5 protein-coding genes, 3 tRNA genes, 3 rRNA genes and 1 riboswitch are annotated in these 12,101 nt (G+C 46.8%); of the genes, 2 read left to right on the top strand and 9 right to left on the bottom strand.

Translation table 11 applies throughout. The features are described 5' to 3' along the window. Positions 1–5: 5 nt before the first annotated feature. Entirely contained in the window at positions 6–1,346 is a 1,341-nt protein-coding gene (pssA, locus tag N646_RS09985; protein WP_005373047.1) for a CDP-diacylglycerol--serine O-phosphatidyltransferase, read from the top strand. Between the two features lie 671 nt (positions 1,347–2,017). On the opposite strand, the gene N646_RS09990 is transcribed toward pssA, so the two are convergent. The 6 genes from N646_RS09990 to N646_RS10015 all read right to left on the bottom strand — a co-directional run bounded on the left by N646_RS09990 (position 2,018) and on the right by N646_RS10015 (position 7,347). After that, positions 2,018–2,094, bottom strand: a tRNA-Asp gene (locus tag N646_RS09990). 77 nt (positions 2,095–2,171) lie between these two features. Next, a 5S ribosomal RNA gene (rrf, locus tag N646_RS09995) occupies positions 2,172–2,288 on the bottom strand. 93 nt (positions 2,289–2,381) lie between these two features. Then, positions 2,382–5,271, bottom strand: a 23S ribosomal RNA gene (locus N646_RS10000). Between the two features lie 262 nt (positions 5,272–5,533). Beyond that, a tRNA-Ala gene (locus N646_RS10005) sits at positions 5,534–5,609 on the bottom strand. A gap of 42 nt (positions 5,610–5,651) precedes the next feature. Beyond that, positions 5,652–5,728, bottom strand: a tRNA-Ile gene (locus N646_RS10010). A gap of 66 nt (positions 5,729–5,794) precedes the next feature. Continuing rightward, a 16S ribosomal RNA gene (locus N646_RS10015) occupies positions 5,795–7,347 on the bottom strand. The 16S, 23S and 5S rRNA genes sit together here with 3 tRNA genes alongside, the layout of an rRNA operon. A 552-nt stretch (positions 7,348–7,899) precedes the next feature. On the opposite strand from N646_RS10015, the gene N646_RS10020 reads away from it, so the two are divergent. Continuing rightward, the gene (locus N646_RS10020) at positions 7,900–8,355 is read left to right on the top strand and encodes an RNA-binding protein (protein ID WP_017821270.1); all 456 of its coding nucleotides are present in this window, start codon (positions 7,900–7,902) and stop codon (positions 8,353–8,355) included. Here N646_RS10020 and murI read toward each other — a convergent pair. From murI to btuB, 3 genes are read right to left on the bottom strand one after another with little or no spacing between them, the layout of a single operon-like run. After that, a complete protein-coding gene (murI, locus tag N646_RS10025; RefSeq protein ID WP_017821271.1) occupies positions 8,318–9,121 on the bottom strand; it encodes a glutamate racemase in 804 nt (267 codons plus the stop codon). The two genes, N646_RS10020 and murI, sit on opposite strands and share 38 nt — an antisense overlap. Positions 9,122–9,152: 31 nt before the next feature. After that, on the bottom strand, positions 9,153–9,845 hold the full coding sequence (locus N646_RS10030) for a Dph6-related ATP pyrophosphatase (protein WP_017821272.1): 693 nt from the start codon (positions 9,843–9,845) through the stop codon (positions 9,153–9,155). A 59-nt stretch (positions 9,846–9,904) separates the two neighbouring features. Continuing rightward, on the bottom strand, positions 9,905–11,740 hold the full coding sequence (gene btuB / locus N646_RS10035; protein WP_017821273.1) for a TonB-dependent vitamin B12 receptor: 1,836 nt from the start codon (positions 11,738–11,740) through the stop codon (positions 9,905–9,907). A gap of 56 nt (positions 11,741–11,796) precedes the next feature. Beyond that, positions 11,797–11,994: riboswitch (cobalamin riboswitch) on the bottom strand. Between the last annotated feature and the right edge of the window lie 107 nt (positions 11,995–12,101).

Consider the following 12,101-nt stretch of genomic DNA (forward strand, 5'->3'; position numbering starts at 1 on the left):
CCGATATGATAGTAAGTAGGAATCCATTCGAACAGTTGCCAAGTCTCGCTGTCAATCCGGAAGACTTTGATGTTCTGTATTCAGCAGAATCATTCAGAACCCGTCTTTTAGATGCGATCAGCAAAGCAACGTCGCGAATTTACCTAGTCGCTCTATATCTGGAAGATGATGAAGCTGGACGTGAAATTCTCACTGCGCTTTATGAAGCGAAACAGCGCAATCCTGGGTTGGACATCAATATCTGTGTCGACTGGCATCGAGCGCAGCGTGGCCTGATTGGTGCGGAGACATCTGAGGGTAATTCAGCGCTTTACAAAGCATATGCCAGTAAGTACCTACACCCAATCCCTGTCTATGGCATACCAGTGCGTGGCAGAGAAGTTTTTGGGGTACTGCATTTAAAAGGCTTCATTGTCGATGATACTGTTATCTACAGTGGGGCGAGCTTAAATAACGTTTATCTCCATTATCATGAACGTTATCGATTTGATCGTTACCATGTGATTCGACATGAACCTTTAGCGAATTCAATGGTGCAATTCATTCAGGAAGAAATGATTGCTCACCCTGCCGTTAATGATCTTGCAGGAAAAGATAAGCCAGAAACCAAAGAAATAAAGTCGGCGATTCGCCAACTGAGGGCTTCTCTTGCTCAAGCCAACTATAAGTTTGAAGACCAAGCTGCAACAGAAGAAAGCGTAAAAGTCACTCCGTTAGTTGGGCTAGGCAAACGCCGTAATCTGCTCAATCAACAGATTGTAAAGTTATTGGCAGCAGCCCAAGACGAAATTTTCATTTGTACGCCTTACTTTAACTTCCCTAAAGCACTTCATCGTGAAGTGAAACGAGCCATGAAGCGTGGTGTGAAAGTAACTATTGTTGTGGGTGATAAAACCGCCAACGACTTTTACATTGCACCCGAGGAAGATTTTAAAACCATTGGCGGACTTCCATATCTTTACGAAGTGAATTTGCGTCGCTTTGCGAAAGCCAATGAAGCGAATATCGCCGCACGTAAATTGTCAATTCACCTATGGAAGCATGACAATAACAGCTTCCACCTTAAGGGTATTTGGGTTGATAAACGCTATATGCTACTTACTGGGAATAACCTAAACCCACGTGCTTGGTCACTCGACCTAGAAAATGGGCTACTCATACAAGACAATTATGCGAAGCTCACTGAGAAGTTTGAAGACGAAGTTTCGCGTATTCTTGAGCATACTCACCTTATCTGTACTTATAAGCAATTAGAGAAAGTAGAAGACTATCCTATAGGGGTACAGCGACTGGTCAGAAAAATTACCCGCCTAAAGGCAGATGGTGTTTTAAAACGTATTCTTTAGACATCATTTCTCGCTCTAAAGTACGTCGAGATTTTTATACTAAGCCAACCGCTTTAGCAGTTGGCTTTTTCATATAATCCATTTGGAATACTTAACTATTTTCTAGTACCGCTAGTGAGCACATAACCACTTAGATCTAGAGCGACTCTCTTAATGGGTTTGAGCTTTGACGTTTGTGAGTATTCCGCATAGCTTACAGCCTCGAGCTAAGCTACCCCTCTCTGTTTTGGCGCTTCTTACCCCTTGGCGATATATTTTTTCTGAGACTCATCAAATGTTCAGCGTCGAAAATCATCACCTCGCTAATGAAGAGCTCCTTCAATCTTTCACCTTCCAATTCTTTTCAAGTCGTTTGATTTTTGAGCCAGGAGAGATTGGGGGTATATATGACGCTTTTCTGGATTATGCGCACAGTTCGTTTTTTCTTTCTCATCAAGATTCAAGCCGTTGAACGCCTTTGAATACCATAGATTACTTAGGCTTGTTTGTAGGTCATATTGTCTTTCCACAGCATCAACGGCCTATATTAATTAAAGCCTAGTGTGTAATCACGCAGAGTTCGCTTAGTAGGGATTATGGGGAGTAGTCTAGTTAGGTGTAAACACACTTCAGGGAAACGCCGCAGTAGAAACGAAAGAAGCCTCAGTCTTTCGACTGAGGCTTAATATAAGTGGCGGAGTGGACGGGACTCGAACCCGCGACCCCCGGCGTGACAGGCCGGTATTCTAACCAACTGAACTACCACTCCGCAGTGGTATCACTCGCTTTAATAAGCAAGTGTCCGCTTTTGTCTTCACTTTTCGAAAAAGTGAAAATAAAACTAAAGCCTGGCGATGTCCTACTCTCACATGGGGAAGCCCCACACTACCATCGGCGCTATTTCGTTTCACTTCTGAGTTCGGCATGGAAATCAGGTGGGTCCAAAACGCTATGGTCGCCAAGCAAATTCTTTAATCTGGAAAGCTGTTTTTTAATTCTCGTTCTTACACATTCAATGTTCTTTCATTGAGTCCATCAAAACCCCTTGGGTGTTGTATGGTTAAGCCTCACGGGCAATTAGTACAGGTTAGCTCAACGCCTCACAACGCTTACACACCCTGCCTATCAACGTCGTAGTCTACGACAACCCTTTAGGATACTTAAAGTATCAGGGAGAACTCATCTCAAGGCTCGCTTCCCGCTTAGATGCTTTCAGCGGTTATCGATCCCGAACTTAGCTACCGGGCAATGCGTCTGGCGACACAACCCGAACACCAGAGGTTCGTCCACTCCGGTCCTCTCGTACTAGGAGCAGCCCCTTTCAATTCTCCAACGCCCACGGCAGATAGGGACCGAACTGTCTCACGACGTTCTAAACCCAGCTCGCGTACCACTTTAAATGGCGAACAGCCATACCCTTGGGACCGACTTCAGCCCCAGGATGTGATGAGCCGACATCGAGGTGCCAAACACCGCCGTCGATATGAACTCTTGGGCGGTATCAGCCTGTTATCCCCGGAGTACCTTTTATCCGTTGAGCGATGGCCCTTCCATTCAGAACCACCGGATCACTATGACCTGCTTTCGCACCTGCTCGAATTGTCATTCTCGCAGTCAAGCGGGCTTATGCCATTGCACTAACCTCACGATGTCCAACCGTGATTAGCCCACCTTCGTGCTCCTCCGTTACGCTTTGGGAGGAGACCGCCCCAGTCAAACTACCCACCAGGCACTGTCCGCAACCCCGATAAGGGGTCGACGTTAGAACATCAACACTACAAGGGTGGTATTTCAAGGACGGCTCCACGCAATCTAGCGACTGCGCTTCAAAGCCTCCCACCTATCCTACACATGTAGGGTCAATGTTCAGTGCCAAGCTGTAGTAAAGGTTCACGGGGTCTTTCCGTCTAGCCGCGGGTACACTGCATCTTCACAGCGATTTCAATTTCACTGAGTCTCGGGTGGAGACAGCGTGGCCATCATTACGCCATTCGTGCAGGTCGGAACTTACCCGACAAGGAATTTCGCTACCTTAGGACCGTTATAGTTACGGCCGCCGTTTACCGGGGCTTCGATCAAGAGCTTCGACCGAAGTCTAACCCCATCAATTAACCTTCCGGCACCGGGCAGGCGTCACACCGTATACGTCATCTTGCGATTTTGCACAGTGCTGTGTTTTTAATAAACAGTTGCAGCCACCTGGTATCTGCGACTCTCAATAGCTCCATCCGCGAGGGACTTCACCGTCGAGAGCGTACCTTCTCCCGAAGTTACGGTACCATTTTGCCTAGTTCCTTCACCCGAGTTCTCTCAAGCGCCTTGGTATTCTCTACCCGACCACCTGTGTCGGTTTGGGGTACGATTCCTTACAATCTGAAGCTTAGAGGCTTTTCCTGGAAGCATGGCATCAATGACTTCACTACCGTAGTAGCTCGACGTCGTGTCTCAGCCTTAGAAAGAGCCGGATTTACCTAACTCTTCAGCCTACGCACTTGAACCTGGACAACCGTCGCCAGGCCCACCTAGCCTTCTCCGTCCCCCCATCGCAATTGTAAGAAGTACGGGAATATTAACCCGTTTCCCATCGACTACGCCTTTCGGCCTCGCCTTAGGGGTCGACTTACCCTGCCCCGATTAACGTTGGACAGGAACCCTTGGTCTTCCGGCGAGGAGGTTTTTCACCCCCTTTATCGTTACTCATGTCAGCATTCGCACTTCTGATACGTCCAGCATGCGTTACCACACACCTTCAACCGCTTACAGAACGCTCCCCTACCCAATGCACTAAAGTACATTGCCGCAGCTTCGGTTTACTACTTAGCCCCGTTACATCTTCCGCGCAGGCCGACTCGACCAGTGAGCTATTACGCTTTCTTTAAATGATGGCTGCTTCTAAGCCAACATCCTGGCTGTCTGAGCCTTCCCACATCGTTTCCCACTTAGTAGTAATTTGGGACCTTAGCTGGCGGTCTGGGTTGTTTCCCTCTCCACGACGGACGTTAGCACCCGCCGTGTGTCTCCCGGATAGTACTTACTGGTATTCGGAGTTTGCAAAGGGTTGGTAAGTCGGGATGACCCCCTAGCCTTAACAGTGCTCTACCCCCAGTAGTATTCGTCCGAGGCGCTACCTAAATAGCTTTCGGGGAGAACCAGCTATCTCCAGGTTTGATTGGCCTTTCACCCCTAGCCACAAGTCATCCGCTAATTTTTCAACATTAGTCGGTTCGGTCCTCCAGTTGATGTTACTCAACCTTCAACCTGCCCATGGCTAGATCACCTGGTTTCGGGTCTATATCCAGAGACTGAACGCCCAGTTAAGACTCGGTTTCCCTACGGCTCCCCTAGATGGTTAACCTTGCCACTGAATATAAGTCGCTGACCCATTATACAAAAGGTACGCAGTCACAGGACAAGCCTGCTCCTACTGCTTGTACGTACACGGTTTCAGGTTCTATTTCACTCCCCTCACAGGGGTTCTTTTCGCCTTTCCCTCACGGTACTGGTTCACTATCGGTCAGTCAGTAGTATTTAGCCTTGGAGGATGGTCCCCCCATATTCAGACAGGATATCACGTGTCCCGCCCTACTCGATTTCACTGAACACACGTCGTCAACTACGGGACTATCACCCTGTATCGTCGGCCTTTCCAGGCTGTTCGTCTAACGCGTGTAAAGCTTAAGGGCTAGTCCAATTTCGCTCGCCGCTACTTTCGGAATCTCGGTTGATTTCTTTTCCTCGGGGTACTTAGATGTTTCAGTTCCCCCGGTTCGCCTCATTAACCTATGTATTCAGTTAATGATACTTACTTATGTAAGTGGGTTTCCCCATTCAGAAATCCCAGACTCAAATGGTTGTTACTACCTAATCTGGGCTTATCGCAAGTTACTACGTCTTTCATCGCCTCTGACTGCCAAGGCATCCACCGTGTACGCTTAGTCACTTAACCATACAACCCGAAGGAGTTTCGAGTTGATGAACAAGTCACCAAAGTTGTCTGCAATTTTTATACATGATGCAGACTCGATTTTGCCGGACTCAAATTCCAAGAACACTTGAATGTGTTATTTTGGTGTTTGTCATAAAGACAAACATTGAGAACTTTACAAACAACAATAAATTGTTGTTTTGTCAGCTTTCCAAATTGTTAAAGAGCTAGATTTTCTTATGAAAACCATTTTTAAAGATTCTTTTTCAAGAACACTTAAAGATGGTGGAGCTATGCGGGATCGAACCGCAGACCTCCTGCGTGCAAGGCAGGCGCTCTCCCAGCTGAGCTATAGCCCCATCAAGGTGTCGATACTGTCGCCAATTCCTTGGAAAAGAAATTGGTGGGTCTGAGTGGACTCGAACCACCGACCTCTCGCTTATCAGGCGAACGCTCTAACCACCTGAGCTACAGACCCAGTATCGTCTCTTTACTTTATAAACCATATCAATCTGTGTGAACACTCATCGCAATAATCATCGTTTAAGGAGGTGATCCAGCGCCAGGTTCCCCTAGCGCTACCTTGTTACGACTTCACCCCAGTCATGAACCACAAAGTGGTAAGCGTCCCCCCGAAGGTTAAACTACCTACTTCTTTTGCAGCCCACTCCCATGGTGTGACGGGCGGTGTGTACAAGGCCCGGGAACGTATTCACCGTGGCATTCTGATCCACGATTACTAGCGATTCCGACTTCATGGAGTCGAGTTGCAGACTCCAATCCGGACTACGACGCACTTTTTGGGATTCGCTCACTTTCGCAAGTTGGCCGCCCTCTGTATGCGCCATTGTAGCACGTGTGTAGCCCTACTCGTAAGGGCCATGATGACTTGACGTCGTCCCCACCTTCCTCCGGTTTATCACCGGCAGTCTCCCTGGAGTTCCCGACATTACTCGCTGGCAAACAAGGATAAGGGTTGCGCTCGTTGCGGGACTTAACCCAACATTTCACAACACGAGCTGACGACAGCCATGCAGCACCTGTCTCAGAGTTCCCGAAGGCACCAATCCATCTCTGGAAAGTTCTCTGGATGTCAAGAGTAGGTAAGGTTCTTCGCGTTGCATCGAATTAAACCACATGCTCCACCGCTTGTGCGGGCCCCCGTCAATTCATTTGAGTTTTAATCTTGCGACCGTACTCCCCAGGCGGTCTACTTAACGCGTTAGCTCCGAAAGCCACGGCTCAAGGCCACAACCTCCAAGTAGACATCGTTTACGGCGTGGACTACCAGGGTATCTAATCCTGTTTGCTCCCCACGCTTTCGCATCTGAGTGTCAGTATCTGTCCAGGGGGCCGCCTTCGCCACCGGTATTCCTTCAGATCTCTACGCATTTCACCGCTACACCTGAAATTCTACCCCCCTCTACAGTACTCTAGTCTGCCAGTTTCAAATGCTATTCCGAGGTTGAGCCCCGGGCTTTCACATCTGACTTAACAAACCACCTGCATGCGCTTTACGCCCAGTAATTCCGATTAACGCTCGCACCCTCCGTATTACCGCGGCTGCTGGCACGGAGTTAGCCGGTGCTTCTTCTGTCGCTAACGTCAAACAACGCCGCTATTAACGACGCCGCCTTCCTCACGACTGAAAGTGCTTTACAACCCGAAGGCCTTCTTCACACACGCGGCATGGCTGCATCAGGCTTGCGCCCATTGTGCAATATTCCCCACTGCTGCCTCCCGTAGGAGTCTGGACCGTGTCTCAGTTCCAGTGTGGCTGATCATCCTCTCAGACCAGCTAGGGATCGTCGCCTTGGTGAGCCCTTACCTCACCAACTAGCTAATCCCACCTAGGCATATCCTGACGCGAGAGGCCCGAAGGTCCCCCTCTTTGGCCCGTAGGCATTATGCGGTATTAGCCATCGTTTCCAATGGTTATCCCCCACATCAGGGCAATTTCCTAGGCATTACTCACCCGTCCGCCGCTCGACGCCGTTATCGTTCCCCGAAGGTTCAGATAACTCGTTTCCGCTCGACTTGCATGTGTTAGGCCTGCCGCCAGCGTTCAATCTGAGCCATGATCAAACTCTTCAATTTAAGATTTTGTCGGCTCAATGAATACTGAACATTACATAAGTAATGTTTGAATTGACTGTGCTGAATCCGAAGATTCAATGGTCACTTCGTTTCATTGAAACCTAAATTGTTTCCGAAGAAACTATTTGGATTATCATCAACGAGTGCCCACACAGATTGATAGGTTCTTATTTTTAAAGAGCTTTTCTAACATTTTCAGCAACTTAGTTGCTCGTCGTTAGGGGTGCGTATCTTACTTTACACCGTGAGAGAGTCAAGCATTTTTTTCAAATTCTTTTTTCTCTCTTCCCGACTCGCTATGTGACTTTCGTCTCACTCCGTGTCGGTGGATGCGCAGTATAGGGGGTTGAGAAATTAGTACAAGCGTTTTTTGCAAATAAAAAACCAACCGGTCACAAATTAGCCAAAAGTGCGATATTTGCATATTTCTTCGTCACATTTGAGACATATCACAGCAATTGGTTGGAAAAACACCAACCATATACGTAAGATTCATGTGTCTATTCTGTTAATGGACAATCGATCTCTTTATCACTATGTGTAGTAATTAAAATGACGTCTAAAAAAAATCTGATTTTATGTGTTGGGCTGGCCATCGTTGGGGGAATCATTTTCTCTCAATTCATCATCCCACCAGCCTTGAGCTTCCTCATTGGTGTTATCGCTACTGCTTTTCTTTTTTCATTTTCTAGCAAAACACCTGTTCTTCAATCTTCGGAGCCTGATCCTTCAACTAAAACGCTGTATGTCGGCAACCTTCCTTATAAGGCCAATGAGAGTCATGTTCGCGATTTGTTTGCTGAATATGGACAGGTCTATGCAGTACGCTTAATGAAAGATAAGCGTACTGGAAAAAGAAGAGGGTTTGGTTTTGTAGTGATGGCTGCGGCAGATGCCAAGCCAGCTATCGCTAAACTTAATGAAAAGGAATATATGGAGAGAACGCTAAAAGTGAGAATTGCGAACGATCCTAAACATCCGGATGGTGGTAAACCTGAACAGGATTAAAACCTAGCTTCTTTAAACAAATGTTCAGTGCATCTTCCTGCCAAGGAGTTGCACTGGCATAAATCGACTTACTTCCCTCTTCTGTATCCTCAATTTCATCACTTAATAGCAATGCTTTTACTCGACGTGCAATCGCTGCGCCTGAATCAATTAAAGTAACGTCCCCACCCAAAGCTTGATGAATCTCCTCTCTGATTAAAGGGAAGTGAGTACAACCGAGCACCGCAACATCGACTTTATCGCGAAGGGGAAGCAGGATATTTGTCAGTTCGTCGAGAGAAACGCTGTTGCCTCGCAACTTCTCTTCGGCCATATCTACCAAGCGAGTTGATCCCACCAGCTCAACTGGTTTGCCTTGCGCAAAGTCCCGTATTAACTCGTGAGTATATTGGCGTGTTACTGTCGCCGGAGTGGCGATCAGCCCTACCCCTTTTGATGCTAAAAGCGATGCGGGTTTAATCGCAGGGACAACACCAACAACGGGAATCGATAAATTTTCGCGTAAGGAAGGAAGCACTATGGTGCTCGCCGTGTTGCAAGCAATGACGACAATGTCGACTTGGTGTTCTTCGACTAAAGAAGAGACCAGTTGGTTAACTCGTGAAACGAGTACAGCCTGATCGAGTTCACCATAAGGGTAAGCCTGATTATCGAATAAGTATAAGTAGTCTAGCTGGGGCAATAGGCGATGTATCTCTTGGAATACAGAAAGACCACCAACACCAGAGTCAAAAACTAGGACTTTTTTCTTACTTGCTACTCGCACGAGTCTTACCTAAAGAACAGAAACGTTGCGATCATACTGCGTAGATTTGTTTTGGCAATGCTTTAGCATGGTATCTTTGATGGCTGAATCTATCTCCAGATTCTACATCTCGCTTCGTCAACTCGATATGTCCTTGAAAAGATGGCGAAGACGTAACCAATGTGTGAAATTCACCATTTTCCCCACAGGGATCAATTTGACTTGGTAATGACTCTATTAGGGCTTTGTCATACCAGCGACCACACCATTCTGGAGGGAGAACTCTTCCGTCGATGGTGATTAACATAGTTTGAATACCACGCTCTATGATTTCCATCGCTAGTTTTTCGCTGCTCTCCCCTAATAGAGGAAAGACGCATTCCCAGCCAACAGGTTCAATATAGCTGCGTCGGTAATCGGCAATGCCATTACAAAACATATCACCAAATGCGACAGCTTCTATATTCAGACCACTACTTTGTAATGCATTAACGATGGTCGATTGATAAATGTCGTTACTTGGAAAGACTTCAGGTAGCTCGATAGTAATGAGCGGAAGCGCAAGTAAGTCTGCTTGCATTTGTACGACTTCAAGCGGAGTTGCTTGGAAAGGGACTTCTTTCCCTACGTAAGTCGTGTACAAACCGACAACTTGATAATTTGGATTCTCGTTAAGGCGCTCAAGCGTTAATGTCGAATCTTTACCGCTGGACCAACTGATCACCACTCGCTTGGGTTTCTTCATTCGATTTTCCACCACAAAATATTAAAAACCGCCCGAAGGCGGTTTGTGCTCATTCACGATTAGAATTCGTAGCCAACGTTGAGATAGTACGCTCGCTCTGCAGCAGGGTAACCTTTTGCCATCTCATACTCTTCATCAAGTAGATTATCGATACGAGCGCTAATAGAGGTCGACTCATTCGGATAGTAAGTCACCGCCGTATCAACCAACGAGTAAGAAGAAAGCGTAATATCTTGTGAAGGCCAAGTGCTGTAATCCACATCTGGACGCTTACCGACGTACTGATAGCTAACCGACCAATCCACTTTATCGAAGCTCACTAAAGCATTCCACTTATACATTTCTTTAGCGCGGCGCTGCAACTGATGCCCTTTATCGTCTTCAGCATCTTTGTAATCTGCACTCAACTGGTGCTGCACAATCCCTGTATCAAACTCAGCAACAAGCTCCACACCTTGGATATGTGTTTCACCATCGACATTCAAATATTTGTATGTGGTTGGATGGTAATCGATAAGATTCGTGATTTTATAGTCATAACCCGTGATGGACCAAAAAACGCCTTGGACATCACCGCTTAATGCTAGCTCCCAAGCATCTGACTCTTCCGGCTTCAGATCTTTCTCACCGTATGTTGGGTCATACTGTTGATATAGGTTTGGAGCCTTAAACGCAGTACCAAAAGAGGCTTTAACCCCAAACTCTGGTACAAACTGGTAACCAGCCGCTAAACTGTAAGTGAACTCACTACCGTATTCTTCGTTATCATCAAGGCGAGCACTGCCCTCGAGCATTGCTTTATCAATACTAGTGGTTGCCATACCAAACAGAGCGCCATTGGTACGATCAAACGTTTTATTCGCACTCTTGTCTTTATAAGACTCGTTGCGCCAATCAATACCACCAGCCAACGTCGTATTGTTGTTTAGCAAGTAACTGTTGGTCCACTGGACATTTTGCTGCTCAAGTTCATCTTCAGTACCTGAGTGTTTGCCTTTTGCTTGCTCATAGTTCCAAGACTTCTGTTTCTGTGCTGTTACTTGTAGTTCTGACATCACATTATCAGACTGATACTTACCGCCCAGAGTGACAGAAAGATCGTCTTTTTCTGCTTCGTAGTAACCGCGACTGCCGTAGCTGCTGTCATATTGATAAACATTTTCGTAAGCACGTAGGTTACCAAATGCAGACCACTGGTCATTGAAGTTATGCACGTAACCTAGCAGACCATTCTTTGTATCAAAGCCATGGCGATCGCCGTCATTAACTCCCGGTACAGGACGAACGTTATAACCATCATCACTTTCACTACCAAGCGCGATATTTAGCTGGCCGCTCTCTGTGACTTTAATACCAGATGCCACACTCAATTCTTGATAATCTAAACTACCTAAACCCGCACTTAACTTCGTTCCTTCTTCGTCAGCACGCGCAATGGTGATGATATTGATCACGCCACCAATCGCTTCTGAGCCATAAAGTGACGCACGCGCACCACGCACGTACTCAATACGTTGAACGTAAGTAAGTGGGATTTGGTTAAAGTCCACAGCGCCCTTCGCTGCTCGTGCAAAACGTACGCCATCAACCAGTACTAAAACTTGGTCGGAACTGGTTCCACGAACAAATAAAGACGCTAACTGACCACGACCACCATTTTGTGAAACTTGAATCCCCGTAAGGCGACGCAATACATCTGGTAGGGTTTTCGCTTGAATGCGATCGATGTCTTGTCGAGTAACTACTTCGACATCTGCCAACGTACGGCTTTCGGCTTGCTCAAAACGGTTTGCAGTAACAACGATGGTTTCGTCAGTGGAGGTTTCTTGGGCCTGTAGATAAGAGACAGGTGAAAGCAGCGATGCCAAAGTTATCGCCAGTGCGGATTTTCTCATTGTATTGTCCTAAATCGCGTAATTCCTTCCGAGCCCTGTCATCATGACAGTCCAGTGCTGTGGCTCAGTTGTTGGCAGGTATTCGGACTCAAGAGCACGGGTGTACCGCCTACTTGCTCGACTTCCCACATAAACTAATGCAGTGTCTGATGAGCGTTCGTTCTCTTTTACCGCTGCGCGTCAGTTCTGGATTCACACCAGATTCCCATTTCAGCCATCTAGATTGCTAGATAGCACCAACTTGAGGCAAATATTATTCAGCTATTGATTATTTGTCCAGCCAATATTGCCCTTAGAAGTTGTAACGTTTTGATTGATTTTGCTTTCTACTCTGCCTGTACGCACTATCTTTAAATCAATT

It is taken from the genome of Vibrio alginolyticus NBRC 15630 = ATCC 17749 (assembly GCF_000354175.2).
GTDB classification, from domain to species: domain Bacteria; phylum Pseudomonadota; class Gammaproteobacteria; order Enterobacterales; family Vibrionaceae; genus Vibrio; species Vibrio alginolyticus.